The sequence below is a fragment of the Rhodopirellula bahusiensis genome (assembly GCF_002727185.1).
Taxonomy (GTDB): domain Bacteria; phylum Planctomycetota; class Planctomycetia; order Pirellulales; family Pirellulaceae; genus Rhodopirellula; species Rhodopirellula bahusiensis.
In genome coordinates this window covers 1-20,604 of record NZ_NIZW01000026.1, presented here as the reverse complement: position 1 = coordinate 20,604, position 20,604 = coordinate 1, and the positions used below count along the sequence as shown (strand labels likewise).

Genomic DNA, 20,604 nt, shown 5'->3' with positions numbered 1-20,604 from the left:
CTTCGCTCGCATCCCATCGCTCCTGCTGGATCTTGAATTTTGACCCAGACGCCCCGCCGCAACTTCTTGCAAAAATCCGCCGTCACCGCTCTCGCCGCGACCGCTGCCACTCACACGTTGACCGCAGCTCCGCCCAAGGATGAGCCCGAGATCATCGGGCACGGCGATTATCGCTATCGCGTGATTCGCGATTGGGCCCAAATCAGCGCGCTCCGAACGCCGCTTCTCAACTGTCACGAAATGGTGCAGGACAAAAGCGGTCGGCTGTTCATGATCGGCGACCACACCGACAACAACATCCTCGTCTTTGACAAATCCGGCAAACTGCTGGATGCCTGGGGAACCATCTTCCCCGGCGGTCATGGCCTCAGCTTGATGGACGAAGGTGACGAAGAATTCCTGTTGATCACCGATGGCGGATGGACGCTTGATCGCAACGGCAAATCGATCCGCAACAACGGCCGCGTGACCAAGATGTCGTTGGACGGCCGCATCTTGTTTGACATCGGGCACCCACAAACCATTGGCATCTACAACGCCGGCGATCCGTTTTGCCCAACCGAAACCACGGTCGGTCCCAATGGCGACATCTATGTGGCTGATGGCTACGGCAAAGACTATGTGATCCAGTACAACAGCAACGGCGAATACATTCGCCACTGGGGTGGGCACAACAACGAAGACCCCAACATGAATCTGAAGAACGCCCACGGAGTCGCACTCGACACCCGCGACCCGAATCAACCTTTGATCGTCTGCACCTCACGCAGTGAATGTTGCTTCAAGTACTTCACGCTGGACGGCCAATACGTGAAGACGGTTTCGCTGCCGAACATGCGAGTCTGTCGCCCGGTCATCGACGACCAAAACTTGTACGCGGGAGTCTGTTGGTCTCAACCACGTTCGGGAGGATCGCCTTGGGCGGGACACACGGGATTCATGACCATCATGGAAGGCGACCAAGTCGTTTCCAACCCAGGTGGTTCCGAACCCGAGTATGTCGATGGGGTGCTTCAAAAGTCTTACCAACTGGAAAGCCAGCCGATCATGCACGGACACGATGTTTGCGTCGACGAAGACAAGAACCTGTACGTGTGCCAGTGGAACGCCAACCACACGCCGCCGATCAAACTCGAACGCATCTAGTCCGCGCCTGAGTCTGCCCGCCCGGACCGCCCTGCACCCCAGCAACCTTCCCCACAGCTGCTAGTTCAATATGTTCGTTTCGATTCGTTCTTTCCTACCTTTGCTTCTCGTTTGGCCGACGGTGAGTTGCACCGTTGCCATCGCGGCCGACGACATTGATTTCAACCGTGACATCCGCCCGATTCTTTCGGACCGTTGCTACTTCTGCCACGGTCCCGATGAAGCCACTCGGGAAGCGGACCTGCGTTTGGATATCCGAGAAGACGCGGCGTACGTTTTGGAATCGGACGAACTGCTGGATCGTGTTCAAAGCGATGATCCAGATCTCGTGATGCCACCGCCGCACGCGAATTTGGAATTGACCGCAGAACAGAAGGATCTGCTGAAACGTTGGATCGAAGAGGGATCTCCTTATGCCGCCCATTGGTCCTTCGAGAAACTACCTCGAACGGTGGAAGTGCCGCAGGTCAAACAGACTGAATGGCCCAAGCAAACCATTGACCAATTTGTATTGGCGAAAATCGAAGCGGCCGGGCAGCAACCCAACTTGGAAGCGGATCCATTGCGATGGTTGCGACGGGTCACCTTGGACCTGACCGGATTGCCACCGTCGGCGGAAACGATCCGGAACTTCGAGCAAGCCGTCCAAACCGATCGCGAAAAAGCGTACACCGATGCGGTCGATCAACTGCTGCAATCATCCGCGTTCGGCGAACACATGTCGATCGTTTGGCTCGACGTCGCTCGCTACGCTGATTCCTATGGCTACCAAAGCGACAAACTCAACACGCAGTGGCCCTACCGTGACTGGGTCGTTCGTGCCCTGAATCAGAACCTTCCTTATGACGATTTCTTGACCTGGCAAATCGCCGGCGACTTATTGGAAGACCCCACGCGAGACCAGCGACTGGCGACCGCGTTCAATCGCATCCATCGTCTCAACAACGAAGGCGGCGCGGTCTTTGAAGAGTGGCGAATCGAAAACGCGGCCGATCGCGTTCACACTTTCAGCACCGCGGTGATGGGACTGACGTTGGAATGTGCCCGCTGCCACGATCACAAGTACGACCCGATCACCGCTCGCGATTTCTATTCGCTGTCGGCGTTCTTCAATTCGATTGACGAAAGCGGCGTGTACGACCGCACCGAGAAAGTTCCCTGCCCGTCGATGCTGCTTCCCACCGAAGAAGAATCCGCTGCACTTGAGCTGGCTCGCACAAAATTGGCCACATCCGAACGCCAATACGAAACCGTTCGTGCGGATGCCAAGAAGCGTTTTCATGCCAGCGAAGCGGCATCCATCACCGCCGACGACATTCCCGACCTGCGACTCGCGTTGGCGTTTGATCAAGGTTTCGACAACGCCGTCAAACCCATTTATCACCCATCCGAGTCCGATCGATCTTGGGCGAAGATGTGTGACTTGGTACCCGTCGAAGACTGTGAGATCGCTCGCCTGAATCCCACGCTTGCCGACGACGAGAAAGCCCGCTCGGCTGCCAAAGACGATTCCAAAGGAGCAACATCAGATCAACCGGATACCCCAACCAAACGGATGGCATTGAAACTGGATGGCGAGCGCGGTGTGACCACGCATGACATCGAACCGCTCGATCGCTGGACGCCCTTCACCGTCGTTGTCACGCTCAACGATCCTGAACGATCGCCCGAACGCAGCCTGATCGTCCATCACACTCGCGGAACGGACTGCGGCTACAACGGATACGACCTGACGATCCAAGACGGCCACCTCGAATCACGCATGGCTCGGGTTTGGCCTGGAAATGCCATCAGCGTTCGCACGGTGGAACCAATCCCAGCCAACCAATGGCATCAAGTCGCGGCAACCTATGACGGATCCTCCCAAGCATCAGGGCTGAAGCTTTTCCTAAACGGTCGCGAACTGGAAACGGTAACACTGCGTGACGAGCTGAAGAAATCATGCAACGTCGTGGTGGATCACGGTGGTGAATTTGTGATCGGCCAACGCTTCCGAGCCCGCGGGTTCGCCGGCGGCTTGATCGACGACGTCCGACTTTACGAACGCAACCTGACTTCGCTTGAACTGCAAGTTTTGGCGACGGGTGAAGCTCGGCCCGCTGACGCAGCAACGTTCGCGTCCGCGCTGGATCAAGACGCTCGCGACGCGTTGGCTCAACTTCGCCAGGCTCGACATGAATTCGTGATGGCCGAAGAAGTCATCCAAGAGATCCCGATCATGCGTGAGATGGACGAACCTCGCGAAACGCACCTGTTGCTCCGCGGGGAATACGATGCCGAGACCGACGAAACCACACGGGTCGAACGAACGGTTTTGAAAGCCATCCCGATTCCATTCCCTGAGGACGCTCCGAAGGATCGTTTGGGGTTAGCTCAATGGATCACGCATCCCGAGCACCCGCTGACCGCTCGCGTTGCCGTCAACCGACTGTGGGGCAACTTCTTCGCCGATCCGTTGGTCCGCACGCCCGAGAACTTTGGTTTGCAAGGCGACCTGCCAACTCATCCCAAGCTTCTCGATTGGTTGGCTCGCGATTTTGCTGATCACGATTGGGACATCCAACGCCAGTGCCGCAACGTCGTGCTCTCCGCGACCTATCGTCAAGATTCTCGCTGCACGCAGGAACAGTTCAACAGCGACCCGACCAATCGATTGCTTGCCCGCGGCCCGTCCTATCGACTCGCGGCCGAACAAATTCGCGACCTCGCCTTGGCCGCTTCCGGATTGCTGAACCCAGAAATGGGCGGACCTCCGGTGTCGCCTTATCAACCGGGCCAAGACCTTTGGCGAGAATCCAACGGAATGTCGCCACCGTATCAGCAATCGGTTGGTAAATCGCTGTACCGCCGGTCGCTGTATTCCGTTTGGAAACGCACCGCTCCGCTTCCCAACATGATGGTCTTCGACGCATCGTCGCGTGAAGTCTGCACGGTCAAACGATCGCGAACCAACACGCCATTGCAAGCACTCGTGCTGCTCAACGATGAACAATTCATCGAAGCCGCTCGGGTACTGGCGACCACATTGATGAGCAACGAAGCACCCGAACAACGAATCGAGAACGCTTTCTTGCAATTGTCAGGACGACGCCCCGATACAACCGAACTGGAAGAACTCGTCACGCTCTATCAACAAGAGCAAACGTTCTTCGAGAAAGACATCGAGGCTGCCAAAAGCTACCTGTCGATCGGTGAACGCGAATTACCCAGCGACGTTTCCTTCGCCGAACTCGCTGCCACGACCTCGCTTTGCCAAGTCATCCTGAACTTGGACGCCACGATTTGGAAACGCTAGCCGGTTGTTGATTTAGTCGCATACCGAATGGCAACAATTAGCCGATGGGTGTTAGCCCCGGTTGGCGTCTGACCAACCGCCGCTAACGCGGTGCGGCTCATTCAATCAACGGCCCGCTAGGGCCGCCCACCCCAAACCGTTTCATCGAACTTCCAAGCCACCACCTGTCTCGCCATCTTTCATGCGAGGGAACCCATTATGACTCCTGATTTCTCACTGCAATCCAAACGCCGTGTCTTCCTCAAACAAGCCACCTCCACCGTCGGTGCCGCCGCACTCGCGCACTTGCTCGGACGAGACATGGCCTCGGCTGCGACACCCACTGCCGATCTTGGCGGGATGCACTTTGCTCCCAAAGCAAAACGGATCATCTACTTGTTTCAATCCGGCGGCCCCGCCCAGCAAGACTTGTTCGATCACAAGCCGATGCTCGAAAAAATGCACGGACGCGAATTGCCCCCCGAGGTTCGTGGCGAGCAACGCTTGACCGGCATGTCGGTGAACCAAAGCTCGCTGCCGGTCGCGGCTTCCAAGTTCAAGTTTGCTCAACATGGTCAATCCGGTGCTTGGCTGAGCGAACTGCTGCCATATCACCGCGACATCGTTGACGATGTGTGCTTCATCAAATCGATGCACACCGAAGCGATCAACCACGACCCCGCGATCACGTTCTTCCAAACCGGGTCGCAGATCGCTGGCCGGCCATCGCTCGGTTCGTGGATCTCCTACGGGCTGGGCAGCGAAAACGATGACCTTCCCGCCTTCGTGGTGCTGGTCACCAAAGGCCAAGGCGGCCAACCGCTCTACTCTCGTTTGTGGGGCAACGGATTTTTGGATTCCAAGTATCAAGGTGTTCAGTTCCGAGGCGGTGAAGATCCCGTGTTGTATTTGTCCAACCCAGACGGCATTTCTCGCGATCATCGGCGTCAACAACTCGACTCCATCAACCGCTTGAACTCGCACCAGTATCAACGCGAATTTGACCCGGAGATCCAATCGCGGATCGCTCAATATGAGATGGCGTTCAAGATGCAAACCAGCGTGCCTGACGCCACGGATTTCTCGGACGAACCGGAGTCGACATTCGAGTTGTACGGTGAAGACGCCAAGCAACCGGGAACCTTCGCCGCCAACTGCTTGTTAGCTCGTCGATTGGCTCAGCGCGACGTTCGGTTCATTCAGCTCTACCATCAAGGATGGGACCAGCACTCCAACCTGCCCAAGGGAATCACTGGCCAAGCCAAGGAAACCGACCAAGCGTCCGCCGCACTGGTGAAGGACCTCAAGCGTCTGGGAATGTTGGATGACACCTTGGTCATCTGGGGCGGTGAGTTTGGACGCACGTCGTACTCACAAGGAACGTTGACCCCAGGCAACTATGGCCGCGATCACCATCCGCGTTGCTTCACGACCTGGATGGCCGGCGGCGGAATTCGGCCCGGAATGAGTTACGGAACGACGGACGAGTTCAGCTACAACGTGGCAGAAAATGGCGTCCACGTGCACGACTTCAACGCGACCATTTTGAATTTGATGGGCATCGATCACGAGCGACTGACCTACAAATACCAAGGCCGCCGGTTCCGATTGACCGATGTGCACGGCCACGTCGTTCGCGACATTCTGGCGTGATCATCGCACGAAGCAGAATGCAGCAAGGCGACTCACCGTTCGCGGCTAAGCACTCTGGTCAAACAACAACCCGTTGAGCGAACGTCCTCGCCTGGAAGACACTCCAAACAGAGATTGCAAATTGACCAATGCTTCTTTGGAGACGGAGTACGCATCGAGAGCGTGAGTTTGTTTGCTGTCATAGTCACCGCCCGACGCCAATTGAAGCAGATCAATTAGCGCTGCTTGCGTTGCGTCCAAGGTGGTTCCCGTCAACGGCGACGTTTGATAGCTGCTGTAGGGCTCGGACGCTGCTCCATTGGCCGTGATCGTGAAGTTATCAAAGCTCCCGCGAAAACCATCGGCAAGTTGAAATCCAATTCGAACACCGTCTTGTTCGAATTCATATCGGCCATCGACCTTCGAGACTTCCTGTCCGTTGATGGCAAATCGTTCGCGTGCCGCCGAGGCATTGTATGTACTTGGAGTTCCAGTCCGACGTTTGGTAGAGACATCCGAATCGATCTCAAAAGAATCGAATGCTCCAGCGAAAAACTCCGCTAGTTCAAGGTCGATTGAACTCTCGCCAATCGCGACTTGGTACGTGTCGTTGCTGGACGTGTAGATTGCACCATTGATGGTTGCTTGACCGTCTTGCCCGCTCGCATTTCCATTGCCGTCGCCACCGGTAACCGTGAACTCATCTTCATCGGACCGTAGAGTGATGGGATCGATCGCACCCGAGAATCCAGCTTCGACATCGAAGGTCATCACCGCGGAATCGACCGTGAGGTCAAATTCGTCGCCATCGGCAACATATGACTGACCATTGATCGTTGCCTCCGCATCGACCCCGTACGCCGTTCCGGTTTCGTCTCCACCGGAAAGATCGAAACTGCCGTCCGACGTGGTGACGGTGACTGAATCAAATGTCCCCGTGAACCCAGGCTCCAAATCAAAGGAATACGATCCAAGTGAATCCACATAGTCCACTTGGTTCCCATCCGCCGTCACTGAATTGCCGTTGATAGTGAGTTGGGCGTCTGCTCCGGCAGCAATTCCATTTCCATCACCGCCGTTGGTGTCGAAGGACCCAGAGGTCACCTCCACTTCGACGATGCCATCCGATCCATCGCTCTGGCTTTCCAAAGTGATCCGACTCCCTGATAGCGTCGCAACCACACCGGTGTCGCCGGTCCGGTCGTTGATATCGTCGCGAAGAGAACTGAGGGATTGAAAGGCGGAAACGTCAATTTCAACAGTTCCCAATTCACCGGTGAGATTGATCGTCGCACTGGCACTGGCCGACCCCAAGAATCCATCGTAGGTCAGTTGGCCTTTCGTTGCCGCTTGGTCAACAGATCCGCTGAGCGTGTTCGTTGATCGTGGCTCCGAGGAATTCACCGTGAACCCTTGAATCTGGCTCGCGTTGACTCCGTCGACCTCGACATACTGAGTGATATCGTCCAACGTCACCTGAATGCTCTCTGCGGATCCCACCTCCGAACCGCTGAACTGAAGCGTGTCGCCATCGACCGACGCAGTCACTCCGGTGGAATCCGTTTCCGCGTTGATTCGATCACGGACATCGACCAGCGATTCGCTTTGGGAGATCGCAATTTGCTCGCTCCCCAAATTGCCTGACAACGTGAACACCGCACTATCCACCACGTTGCCCCCACTGCCTTGGTACTGCAACTTGGCCGTGTCCGCAGCGGTGGTCACGGAACCAGACAGATTGACCTCAGCCCCGTCGGCGATGCTTTGCAAATCAAAACGAGGAATCTGTGCCGCGTTGACTCCTTCGACGGTCGGGCGGAATTGCCGAACAACATTGGACAACCGGACCTCCGCGTCGTCACCACGCAACTGCGAAACAAGTCGAAGCTCGTTGCCGTTGACTTCTGCTTTGACGCCAGTGAACGCGGAGACGTTGTTGATCTTCTCCGCAAACGAAATCAGTGACTCTCCTCGCGTGGTTTCCACATTGGCGGAACCAAGATCACCGCTTAGGTCAAAGCTGGCGGAACCGGCAACCAAGCCACCTGCGGTGCCTTGATAAGTCAGCCGAGCAACACTCGCGACCGAGTCGACTTGCCCCTGAACCGTTTGCGAGACGCCTTCCGGCAACTGACTCAGATCAACGCGATCGATCTGTGACGCGTTGACTCCGAAAAGCTGATTGTCGCCATAGTTTCTTCCCGTACGAACAGGCCGAACGGTGGCTTCCAAAGACTCGGAAGTTTTCGCCGTCAGTTGCAGCTTCCCATCCAGGTCGATTGCTTTGACGCCATAGTTTGACGAATTGATTTGTTGGGCCATCCCTGAAATCGAGCGGCCAGGTTGAAACTGAATTCGTCGCGATGATTCGCCGACCTTCAGGTCCAAGGTTCCCCCGCCCTGCAATCGACCAGCGTCGGTGATCAGGATCTCCGCGTTGCCAGCGCGTTGTGAGACTCCACCGGAAAAACGTGCCGAGCCGTTCGGTGGTAGCGAGAGAATTTCTAAGTCTTTGATCTGCCCCGAATCGAGACCGCGGACAACCGAGTTCTCGGATCCGCCGAGTGTCAACGATTGCCCCAAGAGTTCACTGATCTCCGTCAGAGCCGTGTCGATGTTGCCCTGAAGGTTGCTGAAAGAACTTCCGACGCGAGCGGCATCCAACAACTTTTCGCTGATGCCGGCAACCAGTGAATTGATCCGGTCGGACGTGGTATCCACGCGACGGAGAAGTGTTTCGGGTTCGGTCTGACTGGACGCACGGGCGCTCAGTTGAAAGTTCTCTACGAGGAGAGACCGACTTACGAAACTCGATGATGTACTGGAGCTGATTGTCATCGCAGGGGTACTTGTGTTTGAACAGCTGGCTGTCCATGTCACCTTTCAAGGAACCCCCCGGCTCCAAAATGGTCCTCTCATGAGGAACCACTTGAACTCTATGTCACGATCACCCCTGAAGTCGGACAAAGATTCGATTTTTTCTACCCGCTGGCTTTAAAAGGCTTTCAAAGCGAGCGTTTTCGGTGAGCTAGTTGGTTCCCTACGCACCGATCGGGAGCACGTGAAGGACGTCAGCTGAACGCAGCCGGTCTCGCTCAAATGAAGATTTGAGGAGCTTCAAGGCGGATCGAACATTGGAACTGGACAGAACGTCCCCCCCGCCGTCCACTACCGCGATTCCTTCATTCTCGTCTGGAGCGAGCTGTTTTGAACGTTCAGTTTCTCATCCAATTGATCGGATTGCCGCTCACGTTGGTCCTCAGCATTCTGTCGGCCGCGTTGTTCATCGTGGCATTGATACTGGTGGTACGTTTCAAGAACCCACAAGTGCTCGCTGCGTTTCAACCTTTGACTTGGTTGCCGGTTGCTGCGGGAATCATCTCGACGTTCATCGAGTTGCTTTCTTCGATTGGATTGCAGCTGAGCGACAACGACGCGATCGCTGGTAGCTCCAGCTTGTTGTTTCAGATGACGCTGGTTCCGTTGCTGGCATCTTTGGTAGCGACCATGCCCGGTCTGCTGACCACAGTCATGGGTCGCTACCTACTGGCATGGAAAGCCAGCGGACTCCGCTGGACAAAGCCCAAGGCCTCATCATCCACGACGCGAGAAGTCGATCCAGATGAATGGGTCTCTCGTGAAGCGGATGACTACTTGGAAAAGCTCGTTCGCCCTCGCTGATCGAGTGCGACAGCCGTGGCGCAGCATCACCTCATTCGGCGGCTACCATTCTGGTGAAAACTCGTTGCCTGATACGCGACCGTTCCGCGGCAAGGTAAAGTGATGGTCTGAGAAATCGGCGTGTGCGAGGCGAACTGATTGCCACGCGACGATTTTCGCGACTGTACCACGGGAATCCGTCATGGAAAAAGTGTTGATCGTTATCGGCGATGCCACCGAGTTGCTGGACACGATGTATCCGTACTACCGGCTGCAAGAAGCTGGCTTCGAACCGGTCGTCATTGCACCCGAAAAACGGCTCTACCAGCTCGTCTTGCACGAAATCAAACCGGGATGGACGATCACCAAGGAATGGGAAGGCTACACGCTGGATTGCGATGTTCCTTTCGCGGATGTGAAGGAAGAAGACTACGCCGGCATCTTCTTCTCCGGCGGCAGAGCACCCGAGTACATCCGCTACGACGAGGACTTGGTGCGGATCACCCAACACTTCTTTGACACCAACAAACCCATCGCCAGCGTTTGTCACGGGGTCGAGATTCCTGCCTACGCCGATCGCGTGCGTGGTCGCCGAATGGCCACGGTTGCCAAATGCCAATTCGACTTAGAAGTCTGCGGCGGGATCTTCGTCGATGAACCCTGCGTGATCGATGGCAACCTCGTCAGCGGACGGACCTACCGCGACAACGGCTTCTACATCGCGCCATGGATCAAACAACTCGAAGCCGCCCGCGATTCCAAAGGCTAAGCAGTCGCGGGTGACTTACCGTCCTTAGCACACTTCATGCTCAGCCGATGAAGCGTCCACCGAAGAGAGCCAAAATCCTCTTGGCACCGCACGACCGCGACTCCCAGGCGCAACGCCTGGCAAATTGACCTCCGTCCCCTATTTGCTCGCATCCGCTTTTTGCTCGTTTGTGAATTTTTCTCAAACCGCATTGCGGCACATATACCCCGCAGTTATCTAGTCGTTCGTTGATCAGTACTCACCAAATTGGAACCGGATCATGAAAAAATTGTTCATATGCCTATCGCTACCGCTCTTTGCACTTGCTTTGACTAGCTCCTCTGTCGCATCTGACCGCTTTCCAATGGACGCGTTTAATTTCACGGACAATTTGAATCCAGCAGACGCCGGAAAGCGTTACTACCTCGAAACAGATCGACAGCATCTAAAAATGGCTGCAAGGGCCAGGATACTACGAGAAAATCCCGAAATAGCTGCATACCATCGAGAAGTCCAAGCCGCTATCGAACGAAGGCTCAAACGCTTAGAACAGATCAAAGCGCCACGCAGGTTTAAACAGATCAAAGCGCGATCCAAGTTTGAACTGAAAACAATCTGAGCCCGCCCGTATCAAAAGATGCCTCTTTACGTTCGCTTGCTTTCCGCTTCGCCTTGCGGTTCGTAGCGTTCGATGAGGCGAAGTTGCGTTTACGTTTAGTTCAGCCAGGCATCGTGCATCTGAAGCATTTTCTTATTATTCAAGCGAACTATTGGGGCTGGGGTAATTCTTGTTTTCATGCCGCCATTCATGACCTCCGCCCCCTTTCGATTCCGTTCTGTCAGGCTAGTTCGAACGAACGAGCCTTGGCTTTTCTAATCACTGGCCGATACGGTTGAAGTACCACACTTGGCTGGACCAATCCTCTGGCGGATGCAGCCGAACCTCCGGCCCTGGGACGTAATCCCCGTCTGAGTTCTGGCCCTGAGCTTCTCGCGTCAGTGCGCCATCCTCTGGTGCCCAACCATTGACCAATCGAAAGCCACCGTTGCCGGCCGGAATGAAGAACCACTGCTGGCTCGTCCACGCTTCATTGGGCGTCTGCATTCCGACGGTACCGCCAGGCAGGATCTGATCGGGATCGTCACTGGGCGCAGCCTGACGAGTCAAATAGTCCGCTCCATCGCCCCACAAATTGCGAATGCGATAGGCACTGGCGTCAATGCGTTCGAGTTCCCACTTCAAGCTGGACCACGTCTCGGACTGATCATCCAATCGTTCCGCATAAACGCCGGTGCCCGGAACGAACTGGCCTTCCGAATTGGGTTGACCAAAGCGAGCCAAGTAGGACGTTTGCCAATCCCAACCGCTGGTCACTCGGTAGGTGTCGAAAGGCCGATTCAAAAGCGCCGCCTGCATCTCCAAGTACGCCAACTTCGGCGAGATCGGAACGACACCATCGCCACCCGCAATCGGTGTCGCGAACATGGATGTTCCTGGTGGCACCACTGTGTCCGAATATCCTGGTCGACGATCGGCCAAGGTCAATGTGAAATCCGTGTCCTGCAACCAAGAGGTCTCATCGGTGTAGTCCCACATCAAGAATGACTTGCATGCCGGTTGTTCCAAGGCAATCTGCAACAGGTTCGAAAACACGCGAGCCTGACGCTGCAGCTGTTCCTGCGATGGAGGGTTGCCCGCTGGGTCCTGCGTGTGAACCGCCGCCACATCACACTCGGTGATGAAGACTTGAAAACCCTCGTTGGCAAACCGTTGAAAGTTTTCGCGAATGCTGTCGTAGTTGGGTTCGTAGCGAAGGTCGAGCCAGTGGTTTTGGAAACCAACTCCGTCGATCGGAACACCTTGGTCTCGCAGTCGTTTGCACAACGCCAGCAAACGATCCGATTTGTCGTTCACCGTTTCGGCGGAGTACTCGTTAAGAATCAGCAACGCGTTTGGATCGGCTTCGTGAGCCCACTGAAACGCTTTCGAGATGTAGTCCGGTCCCATCGCCGCGTACTCTTTGTAAGGCACAAAGTTCTCACCGGCACCAAGCCCGATTCGAAGTCCATCGGCATCCATCACATCGCCGTTGTCGCCAATGACTTCGTTGACAACGTCCCAAACCCAAACACCGCCGGAAACACTGCCCGCCATCGTCGATGTGTACTGCTGCAGAACTTGCTCGACCTCTTCGTTGGGCAGGTTCTGAAACCAAGGCAGTCGAACATTCTCGGTCGGATAGACCAGCACGTGAGCGTGAACCTGCATTCCGTTCTGAACGGCCCAAGCAACGTTCTGTGTGAGCCCCGATGTGTCGATCGGTTGGTTGGGGTCGGTCCAAGGACCAAACGGCATGAACGCCTTTGCCGTCACCGCATTGAACTCCGATCGAGCCAGATCAAGGACCGGGGTGTTGAGCGACTCGGTGTCGTACCCGCCCATCACTCCGCCAATGGCGAAGTTGGGTGGAGCCAACTCTTTCAAACGATCGCCAGGAAAACCATCTTGCGCTGACGTCTGCCGATGGATTCCCGCTGATAGCGAAAACAAAACCAAGCACGAAGCGAAGGACGAAAGACTTTTTGAAGTGAACATGATGCGACGGCCACTGGAATCATCGGGAAAAGGAGATCCACTGGACCTCGCCTTCGCACAGATTGTAGACCGAGCCGATCAGGAATTCTCGGAATTCACCAACGCTCAAAATTTCCAGCTGGCTTCAATAAACACCGCGTCGTGCAGGTCGAATTCAGTTGCATCCTGCTCGTACTCCAGCGATCGGTTGAAGACGTAACCAACCTCCACTCCCCAGCCACGATTGCCCGTCACCAGCGTTTCGTAGCCGCCAAACACCCGAAGGCCGTTCACGGTCAATTCATCGCTTTCGCCGTCGCTCGCACCACCTTCGCGTGTCACCGCCCAGGTGTTGCCACCGATCGAACCGCCGACGAAGGCCCAGCCTTCCGCCTGGCCCGGATCGACCCAAAACCGTCGATTGATTTGCGGACGAGGCATCATCAAATCGATCTTCCATTCCGGGGTGGGAGTCCAACTCAAACCAAATGCCGGCAACACACCCAGGTCGCTGCGATCGAAGTAGACCGCTCCCAACGACAGGCTCAGATCATCACGACACTGCCAATTGACCAGCCCCAAGCCAAATAAACGAAACGCATTGTCGCTCGTTGTGAAGTCACTCCGCACCGATGGTGTTGCAATGACCATGGTTGAAATTCGCTCGTTCCACTTCTTGCGATGGAACAACGTGACACCGGTGCTGTAGAGCGTCTCTGGGGCATCGATGCCTGATAGACCGCTGAGATGATCCGCCCGAAAGAATGGACGCACTCCGAGCAAGTTGTCGAGACTTCCCAGAGGAATGCCCGTGCTCAGCCGGACTTCCCAGAACGTTTCATCAAGCCCACCCGTGGTTCCGGGGCCGGCGGGCGCGTCGCTGCCATCGGTGAGATAACCGCCCAGCAATTCACCGCCTTGGAACACTCCGCGGCGAAAGTTCTCGAGCTCGATTTCGGGCGGGTTACCAACAAGCCATTGACTGGGAGCATGCTGGATGGCTGCCGGTTGAGACGGCAACACTTGCATTAGCGGTGTTTGAGCGTTTGCGGTTCCAGCGGTGAACCACAACAAGAAACCACCTAAAACGATCGATCGCACGCGGCAAATCGTGCGAGATTGATACCGTGTGGCCTCATCCATGAGGTTTCACTTGTTCAGATGGAAATAGGGCTGACAGGAATCGAACCAGTTAAGGGCTTGCGTGTATTCCAACAAACCCCGTAAAACACGGAAACTTCGAAGCGACCAAACGGATGGAATCGACAGTTTCCGACCGAATTGGTAACCCGAGGTAACCCGAAAGGGACGCCCATTGACTGCTCGGCAAAGCAATCGACGGGCTGATCATCTCACGTAAGTTGGTACGCTCAATGACTGCGAAGCAGGGTATCAAAAAGCCCGACAAGCCGCGACCTGATTTCCCCCTGTACGCACTTTCGAATGGTCAGTGGTGCAAAAAGATCGCTGGACGCCATCAATCGTTCGGGCCGTGGGAAGATCCCGACGGTGCTGAACAGGCCTATCTCGATTGGCTTGCCCGGAAGCGTTTGAACCTTTCCCAGCCGAAGCCAGGCGAAAAGACAGTTGACGAAATCGTTGACCTGTACCTGGACGAATCCGCGGAACGAGTCGAACGGAAACGACTTGGGCAGAAGCGGGGTTTGTCTGCTAAGACGCATCGGGAGCACAAACGTCATCTGCTTTGGTTTCGCGATCAGGTAATTGATGGGCACCGGGTTGGATCACGAGCGGTTGCATCCCTTCGCTCCGATGACTTTTCGAAGCTCTACCAATTGATCCCGGCGCACTACTCGTGCGACTCGATCCGGCATCGAGTCACTTACGTGAACGGCTTGCTGACTTGGGCGGCCGACAACGAGTTCATTGATCGGGTGCCGGCCACCGGGCGTTTGTGGAGGATCCCAACCCGCGACGAAGTGGAAGCCGAGAAAACAAGCTCGCCCGCAAAAGTCTGGACCCGCCCCCAGATCAAGAAACTACTCGCAAGTGCCAACCCGCAAATCGCCGCGATGATCTACCTGGGGATGAATGCGGGATTCGGCAACTCTGATTGCGCCCGGTTGAAAGTCGATGAGATGTGCGGAACATGGATCGAGGTTCCGCGGGGAAAGAACGGCAGGCCCCGCAAGGCTTGGTTGTGGCCCGAGACCGTCAAAGCGATGAAGGAAGCCCGCAAAGCATGCCCGAAGCCCCGCCGCGGTTGTGAAGACCTGTTCTTCCTGACGCACACAGGTGGACCGTGGGCCGACGAAGAAACATTCTTCGATGGCGTTGGGGATGAGTTTGGCGAATTGAAACGGGCGTGCGGTTTCGATGGCAAAGAGTTCAAGGGCGTGGGGTTCTATGCGTTTCGCCACACGTTCGCAGAGCACGCCAGCAACGCGACCGGCAACAACGCCGACGACATCGCGGTGAAGCATGTCCTGGGGCATCTCGAGCTAGCACAGCTCGCCACGTACCGCCGGGAAATTGCCAAGCCAAGGATCAAACGAGTTTGTGAACGTGTTCGTGCATGGTTCTTGGCGGGATCAGGGAACCAAGCATCAAACAAGCAAAAGCAGGGCAAGAAATGATAGCCGTGAAAAATCTTCAGGACTTCAAGAGCATCGCCGAAGAGTTGCTAGCAGCGATCAAGCTTGATTGTCGGCTCTACCAAACCTATCCGCTCCTGAAACGATGGCAGGAAATTCTAAACGCAGTGCCGAAAAGTGATCGGTTAAATCATCCGTGGATCATTCTTGACCTACCTGATAGGGCGAATCAGTCATACTACGCACTGACACAGCATCCAACACTGCACGACTCCGCATACCGCGTTGAGTGGATGCCATTTGACATCGACGAGCAGGATGAATCAGAAGTCAAAGAGCACCTGCAGATGATGTTCGAAGCGTGGTTGCGAGTAGTAAGCCGTCCGGGGAACACGGGTTCTGTACCGATTGGCAGCAGAACGCCACCTTGCGCCGAGGCCCAGGTTGGTTCGCAGGAACCTCCCGAGGAATCATGGATCAAAGCCTGTGAAATCAAGAAGATGTTCGGGGCCGATCACAATGACAACCAGTTCGTCAAGCGTCTGAAGGACAACCGGGGGCTGACCCCAGACAAACGCCCTAAACGCAGAGGATGGTATTCCCGAAAAGACGCAGAAAGGATTTACCGAGAAGACCATCCCGATGACGGCACGCCTCAATGAAGAGGTGGCATTCGGTGGCATGAAGTGGCATTCAATAGCATGAAGTGACAAGGCCGCTTTTGCATGTTTACCCTCGCTTATAGCCCGCTATCAATAAGGACGTTGCCCCACATGGCAGCGTCCTTTTTTGTTGCCAAAGCAGGAGAACAAGCGTGTCACTCACACAACCACTACCGCCCAAGCAGGCCGCGGCATTCATCGGATGTTCGGTTGATCAACTTCGCAGGCTTGATCGAGCCGGTGAGATCCCATCGGTCAACATCGGGCTGGGAAAGATCCGGCAGCGCCGGGTCTATCACTTAGAAGACTTGCAAGCGTTCAAGCAACGCCGGGCGAGTTCATCCCGGCCGCCAGCCCCACAGCACAATCAGCCAGCCAGCTATCAGCCAAGGTGGGCATGAATAAGAAAAGCCAGCCGCCGAAATTCGGTGACTGGCTTTTCGTGTTTTCAACCATGCCGGCACGGGACCAATCGGACCGGCAAAGCAAGCAAACAGCAAGAGCAAGTAGATGATAGACGACCTTCTGCAAACGTCCAGTGAGACGTTGCCTCTTTTCGACCATGGCCAGCACGCCAAGGCCACGAAGGCCGAAGCGTACCAGAACGCATTGCCATTGATGCCAGGCCGCATGACAGCGTTTCTCAAAGCGTTGCACGACGCAGGACGCCCCGGACTCACCCGTGAAGAAGGCGGTGATGCACTCGGAGTGCCTCAAAACTGCATCAACTCAGTCGCGTTGAAGATCCTGCGTGAAGGCCTCGCAGTTGAAACCGGCGAACGACGCAAAACCAAAATGGGCGCGACCGCCGCGGTCATGGTTCATGTTGATCACCTTGACGGAGGTGGCAAGTGATGAGCGTTGATAGCCGCACAGGGCCAGTCATCGATTCGCTCACCGACGATACCTATCAGAGTTGGGCTGACTATTGCTTTTTCGTTCGCGGTCGAGAGACCAGCGAAGTGAAACGCATCGCAAATGCCACCGAAGCGACCAATCACGCCGATTGGCTTGATGCCTGGGGACTGATCGGCGAATGGCTCGATTGGATGTTCGGAGTTGAACGTGACACTTCGGAAGAAAGCGACATCGAATGAGCATGCTTCCACGAGACGATTCGCCCCGAGTAAACCCATCACCCAACCAACCGGGCACGCTCGCACAACAGCTTGCAGCGGTTTCGGTTGCCATCTATTTGGCCGAACGACGCGGGACCACCGCCGCAGATGAATGGAAGGACGCTCGGCAATTGGTCATCCCACACGTATCGAGGAGCTTGCGCAAATGAAAAGTGGATGCACAAATCACCCGAAGTTTCGCGCGCTGATGCGCAGGCTTTGCGCACCTCAATACGCAGTGGTCGGTGTGCTCGAATCGGTTTGGATGCTCGCATCACAGTTTGCCGACGATGGCGACCTAACCCGATTCACAGCCGAAGAAATTGCTGACTTTGTGGCTTGGGAAGGTGACGCCAACGAACTTCTCCAAACGCTGATTGAGTGCCGCTGGCTCGATGAAAATGAAGGGCAGATCACCGTCCACGATTGGGCCGAGCACTGCCCGAAGTATGTGGCCGATCGACTTGCCAAACGAAAGCAACGTGCGCAAGTGTCGCAGAATGTCGGCGACAGTCCGCGACAAGTTGAGAACGTCGCCGAAAATCGTGGCCTACCTAGTCAAGTCAAGTCCAACCCAACCAAATCAAAATGCGCATCACGCAAACGCGATGCGAGTCTGTCCGAAGAATTCGACCAGTGGTGGGAGCACTACCCCAAGAAGGTTGATAAGCAGCGGGCGAGAAAGAAATTCGATGCCGCGGTTTCAACCATCCGCAAATCAGAGTCGTTCGAAGAATCTAAGGCAGTGGACTGGCTGATTGATCGGACTCGGAACTACGCATCGAGCGTTGCCGGAACGGAATCGAGATACATCAAGGGCCCCGCGGCTTGGTTGCATGAAGAGCGTTATTGGGACGAGTCTGCCCCGACCGCTCCCGAGGAAGTCCGCGACGACTTCAACCCGGAGGTGGACTCGCTATGAACAGGATCCAACTGCCAGAGGATGAAGCCGCCGTCATCGGTGCGATGATCTATGACGCTGCGTTGGTCGATGAGGTGGTCCAGCGGATTGACGCGGCAGAGTTCACCGATGCTGCCTTGCGAGAATTGTTCATCACGCTGGTGGACATGAGAAACGCGTCGAAGCCGTGGGGTGTCACTGCGTTGGTTTCCGAACTGCGAGCCATCGGAGCGCATGAACGGATCGGCGCGGGAACGCTCGCAGCGTTAAGCGGAGCAGTCGCAAGCAAAAATCACGCGACGTACCACGCGGACCGTGTGCGGTCCGCCGCGATGGTGAAGAACCTGCAAGACTTGGGCCGGAGGCTATCGACGATCAGCGTCGAGAAGATGGCAGCACGGAAGCAAACACCGAAGGATTTGCTAGACACTCTCGATGCGGAAATCATGCGGTTGCGTCAGTCGGACATCGCACAAGCCGAGGTCCGCAATGTTGGTGAAGTGGCGTTGGAAGTTTGCGACTCGATCGATGATTCAATCGAACATGGCCGAGTCCGTGGATTGCGTACTGGCCTGACGACAATCGACGCTGTCAATGGCGGCTATCAGCCAGGGACACTCAATGTCCTCACGGCTCGCCCATCCAATGGCAAGAGCGTCTTGGGCTTGCAGATTGCCACGTCGATTGGGCGAGGCTTCGACTATCAATTGATCGAGGGCCACAACAATTGGTTCGCGACTCAGGATCCCGCATCGACGCTTTTTGTGAGTCTGGAGATGACGGAAGAGGAATTGGCAGCACGTAGCCTTGCAGATGCGGCCGAGGTGGATGGGCGACGGATCAACACCCACAAGGTCACATCTGAGCAACGAGAACAGCTCCGCAGGGCAGCGGAGGAAATGAACGACTCAAAAGCTTTTCTTTATCAACCGATTCGCGCGACCGTGGCTGGCATAAGGGCCGCCGCTCGCATTCATCAACGCAAACACGGCTTGAGTTGCCTGATTGTCGACTATCTGCAGTTGATCGATTCAGACGCAGGTGCCCGCGACGAGAAGGAAACTTACCGGGTTGGGCGGATCTGTCGCGACATGAAATCAATGGCGCTGGAGTTCAGCATCCCCGTAATCGTTCTGTCACAGCTCAATCGCGATGCCGAGAACAAGCCGCCGACTTTGGCGCAGCTCGCAGACTCAGGAAAGATCGAGCAGCACGCCGACACCGTGGTTGCAATCCACCGCCTGCGTGGTGACTCGGAAGAGGCCCAATTCATCTTTTTGAAATGGCGGAACGGGATGACACCAACCCGTGATGTTCACTTCGACCGCAAGTTCTGCCGGTTCGTTGATCCACCAGAACCAGAAGTCGAGCCGCATCAAGAATTCGTTGCGTATGCCTGACCGACCTACAAAGACAAGCAGAGAACTGAGACATGAAACCTAAGAAACCGAAGCCCCGCTATGTGTTCGTCACAAAGCCAACCTGCCCATCGTGTGGTGAGGCGAAAGTTACGTCTGCCCAGGGGGCCAAGCCAGTTGGTGACGGAGCTTTCCAGAGGCAGAGCAAGTGCAAAGTATGCGGCTACTGTTTTCTGGTCGTCATTGAGCCATCAAGAGATTATGCCTGATTACAAAAACTGTAATAGCCTTTTCGTGTCGCGGTACTATCAGATCGTGAAACCAAGACACCAACCATAAGGCCATCCAATGCAAGACATTGATCTGACATCGATCGGCCGGCTATCCGGCCAACTTCAAACGCCAGTCTCCAGGCTGTCGAAGATCATCGCAACACTCAACATCGTCCCTCAGCAACGGCTCAACGGGATTGGCTACTACCACCCCAACGACGTTGAACGCATTGCCGCCGTGTTGCGGGAACGAAGTGGGCACACCATTCCAACCATGGACCGTCAAGGGATCCAGTGAGTTCGCCCCAATGAATCACCCGCACCAGCAATTCCAAAACATGGCCATCAACATAGTCGCTCCACACTTGGCAAGGGCTCTCGGCGTAAGCCTGGACCATGTTCGCCAATGCCCCGATGCGGTTGGTTTGCCAGGAAAACAAGCCCTGGTGTTTGAGGTCTACCGCGGCGGTCAATGGCACAAGGTCGAGAAGCCGCAACGCGACGTCAGCCGCGACCTATAAGGAATCGGTCACACCCACCCCCTTCAATTCAACCCAAGAACTGCCAATGTCCTCCATCGAACTGACCATCGGCCAACCTGCCGACATCGAGTCTCAAAGCGTCCGAGTGGTGCGAACCGCAATGCACAAGCAAGGTTCGTATCCATCGCAACGCGCCGCCGCGTTCATCGAGATCGGTGACG

19 protein-coding genes are annotated in these 20,604 nt (G+C 55.7%); 16 read left to right on the top strand and 3 right to left on the bottom strand.

Features of this window, described 5'->3' with window-relative positions:
• Positions 1–39 precede the first annotated feature (39 nt).
• The 3 genes from CEE69_RS25570 to CEE69_RS25555 all read left to right on the top strand — a co-directional run bounded on the left by CEE69_RS25570 (position 40) and on the right by CEE69_RS25555 (position 6,073).
• Positions 40–1,146: a twin-arginine translocation signal domain-containing protein gene (locus CEE69_RS25570; RefSeq protein ID WP_233215635.1), complete on the top strand. Its 1,107-nt coding sequence runs from the start codon at positions 40–42 to the stop codon at positions 1,144–1,146.
• Positions 1,147–1,216: 70 nt separating this feature from the next.
• Positions 1,217–4,441 carry a DUF1553 domain-containing protein gene (locus CEE69_RS25565; protein ID WP_099263439.1) on the top strand — a complete coding sequence of 1,075 codons (3,225 nt, stop codon included), beginning with the start codon at positions 1,217–1,219 and terminating at the stop codon, positions 4,439–4,441.
• A 198-nt stretch (positions 4,442–4,639) separates the two neighbouring features.
• Complete coding sequence (locus CEE69_RS25555) at positions 4,640–6,073, top strand: DUF1501 domain-containing protein (RefSeq protein ID WP_099263437.1); 1,434 nt, start codon at positions 4,640–4,642, stop codon at positions 6,071–6,073.
• A 45-nt stretch (positions 6,074–6,118) separates the two neighbouring features.
• Here the strand turns inward: CEE69_RS25555 and CEE69_RS25550 are convergent, their stop codons facing one another.
• A complete protein-coding gene (locus CEE69_RS25550) occupies positions 6,119–8,773 on the bottom strand; it encodes a flagellin hook IN motif-containing protein (protein ID WP_233215633.1) in 2,655 nt (884 codons plus the stop codon).
• A gap of 486 nt (positions 8,774–9,259) precedes the next feature.
• Here CEE69_RS25550 and CEE69_RS25545 point away from each other — a divergent pair, with 486 nt between their 5' ends.
• From CEE69_RS25545 to CEE69_RS25535, 3 genes are all read left to right on the top strand, one after another.
• Complete coding sequence (locus CEE69_RS25545; RefSeq protein WP_099263435.1) at positions 9,260–9,733, top strand: hypothetical protein; 474 nt, start codon at positions 9,260–9,262, stop codon at positions 9,731–9,733.
• A gap of 181 nt (positions 9,734–9,914) precedes the next feature.
• Positions 9,915–10,481, top strand: a complete 567-nt coding sequence (locus tag CEE69_RS25540; protein WP_099263434.1) for a DJ-1/PfpI family protein — start codon at positions 9,915–9,917, stop codon at positions 10,479–10,481.
• A gap of 259 nt (positions 10,482–10,740) precedes the next feature.
• Positions 10,741–11,079 (top strand): hypothetical protein, encoded by a 339-nt coding sequence (locus CEE69_RS25535; RefSeq protein ID WP_099263433.1) that lies wholly within the window; start codon positions 10,741–10,743, stop codon positions 11,077–11,079.
• 258 nt (positions 11,080–11,337) lie between these two features.
• Here CEE69_RS25535 and CEE69_RS25530 read toward each other — a convergent pair whose 3' ends face one another.
• Together CEE69_RS25530 and CEE69_RS25525 are read right to left on the bottom strand one after the other, a co-directional pair.
• Positions 11,338–13,056: an endo-1,4-beta-xylanase gene (locus CEE69_RS25530; protein ID WP_099263432.1), complete on the bottom strand. Its 1,719-nt coding sequence runs from the start codon at positions 13,054–13,056 to the stop codon at positions 11,338–11,340.
• A 105-nt stretch (positions 13,057–13,161) separates the two neighbouring features.
• The gene (locus tag CEE69_RS25525; protein WP_099263431.1) at positions 13,162–14,178 is read right to left on the bottom strand and encodes a DUF6268 family outer membrane beta-barrel protein; all 1,017 of its coding nucleotides are present in this window, start codon (positions 14,176–14,178) and stop codon (positions 13,162–13,164) included.
• 230 nt (positions 14,179–14,408) lie between these two features.
• On the opposite strand from CEE69_RS25525, the gene CEE69_RS25520 reads away from it, so the two are divergent.
• The 10 genes from CEE69_RS25520 (at position 14,409) to CEE69_RS25480 (ending at position 20,422) form a co-directional block, all read left to right on the top strand.
• A complete protein-coding gene (locus CEE69_RS25520; RefSeq protein ID WP_099263430.1) occupies positions 14,409–15,632 on the top strand; it encodes a tyrosine-type recombinase/integrase in 1,224 nt (407 codons plus the stop codon).
• Positions 15,572–16,252, top strand: a complete 681-nt coding sequence (locus CEE69_RS25515) for a hypothetical protein (protein WP_143549334.1) — start codon at positions 15,572–15,574, stop codon at positions 16,250–16,252. Before CEE69_RS25520 ends, CEE69_RS25515 begins: the two co-directional genes overlap by 61 nt.
• A 152-nt stretch (positions 16,253–16,404) precedes the next feature.
• Positions 16,405–16,653: a helix-turn-helix domain-containing protein gene (locus tag CEE69_RS32180; RefSeq protein ID WP_158231075.1), complete on the top strand. Its 249-nt coding sequence runs from the start codon at positions 16,405–16,407 to the stop codon at positions 16,651–16,653.
• Between the two features lie 109 nt (positions 16,654–16,762).
• On the top strand, positions 16,763–17,107 hold the full coding sequence (locus tag CEE69_RS25510; protein ID WP_099263428.1) for a hypothetical protein: 345 nt from the start codon (positions 16,763–16,765) through the stop codon (positions 17,105–17,107).
• Positions 17,107–17,349 carry a hypothetical protein gene (locus tag CEE69_RS25505; RefSeq protein WP_099263427.1) on the top strand — a complete coding sequence of 81 codons (243 nt, stop codon included), beginning with the start codon at positions 17,107–17,109 and terminating at the stop codon, positions 17,347–17,349. The genes CEE69_RS25510 and CEE69_RS25505 overlap by 1 nt, the downstream gene beginning before the upstream one ends.
• 2 nt (positions 17,350–17,351) lie before the next feature.
• The gene (locus CEE69_RS32590) at positions 17,352–17,540 is read left to right on the top strand and encodes a hypothetical protein (protein ID WP_099263426.1); all 189 of its coding nucleotides are present in this window, start codon (positions 17,352–17,354) and stop codon (positions 17,538–17,540) included.
• A 95-nt stretch (positions 17,541–17,635) separates the two neighbouring features.
• A complete protein-coding gene (locus tag CEE69_RS25495; protein WP_158231074.1) occupies positions 17,636–18,292 on the top strand; it encodes a hypothetical protein in 657 nt (218 codons plus the stop codon).
• Positions 18,289–19,671 carry a replicative DNA helicase gene (locus CEE69_RS25490; protein WP_099263424.1) on the top strand — a complete coding sequence of 461 codons (1,383 nt, stop codon included), beginning with the start codon at positions 18,289–18,291 and terminating at the stop codon, positions 19,669–19,671. Before CEE69_RS25495 ends, CEE69_RS25490 begins: the two co-directional genes overlap by 4 nt.
• Before the next feature lie 306 nt (positions 19,672–19,977).
• Positions 19,978–20,199 carry a hypothetical protein gene (locus tag CEE69_RS25485; protein ID WP_099263423.1) on the top strand — a complete coding sequence of 74 codons (222 nt, stop codon included), beginning with the start codon at positions 19,978–19,980 and terminating at the stop codon, positions 20,197–20,199.
• 10 nt (positions 20,200–20,209) lie between these two features.
• Positions 20,210–20,422 (top strand): hypothetical protein, encoded by a 213-nt coding sequence (locus CEE69_RS25480; protein WP_143549331.1) that lies wholly within the window; start codon positions 20,210–20,212, stop codon positions 20,420–20,422.
• Positions 20,423–20,604 lie beyond the last annotated feature (182 nt).

Coding starts and splice junctions, on each gene's coding strand:
- CEE69_RS25565 (WP_099263439.1), top strand. CDS start 1,217: ATGTTCGTTTCGATTCGTTCTTTCCTACCTTTGCTTCTCGTTTGGCCG.
- CEE69_RS25555 (WP_099263437.1), top strand. CDS start 4,640: ATGACTCCTGATTTCTCACTGCAATCCAAACGCCGTGTCTTCCTCAAA.
- CEE69_RS25540 (WP_099263434.1), top strand. CDS start 9,915: ATGGAAAAAGTGTTGATCGTTATCGGCGATGCCACCGAGTTGCTGGAC.
- CEE69_RS25535 (WP_099263433.1), top strand. CDS start 10,741: ATGAAAAAATTGTTCATATGCCTATCGCTACCGCTCTTTGCACTTGCT.
- CEE69_RS25530 (WP_099263432.1), bottom strand. CDS start 13,056: ATGTTCACTTCAAAAAGTCTTTCGTCCTTCGCTTCGTGCTTGGTTTTG.
- CEE69_RS25525 (WP_099263431.1), bottom strand. CDS start 14,178: ATGGATGAGGCCACACGGTATCAATCTCGCACGATTTGCCGCGTGCGA.
- CEE69_RS25520 (WP_099263430.1), top strand. CDS start 14,409: ATGACTGCGAAGCAGGGTATCAAAAAGCCCGACAAGCCGCGACCTGAT.
- CEE69_RS25515 (WP_143549334.1), top strand. CDS start 15,572: ATGGTTCTTGGCGGGATCAGGGAACCAAGCATCAAACAAGCAAAAGCA.
- CEE69_RS25510 (WP_099263428.1), top strand. CDS start 16,763: ATGATAGACGACCTTCTGCAAACGTCCAGTGAGACGTTGCCTCTTTTC.
- CEE69_RS25505 (WP_099263427.1), top strand. CDS start 17,107: ATGAGCGTTGATAGCCGCACAGGGCCAGTCATCGATTCGCTCACCGAC.
- CEE69_RS32590 (WP_099263426.1), top strand. CDS start 17,352: ATGCTTCCACGAGACGATTCGCCCCGAGTAAACCCATCACCCAACCAA.
- CEE69_RS25495 (WP_158231074.1), top strand. CDS start 17,636: ATGCTCGCATCACAGTTTGCCGACGATGGCGACCTAACCCGATTCACA.
- CEE69_RS25490 (WP_099263424.1), top strand. CDS start 18,289: ATGAACAGGATCCAACTGCCAGAGGATGAAGCCGCCGTCATCGGTGCG.
- CEE69_RS25485 (WP_099263423.1), top strand. CDS start 19,978: ATGCAAGACATTGATCTGACATCGATCGGCCGGCTATCCGGCCAACTT.
- CEE69_RS25480 (WP_143549331.1), top strand. CDS start 20,210: ATGAATCACCCGCACCAGCAATTCCAAAACATGGCCATCAACATAGTC.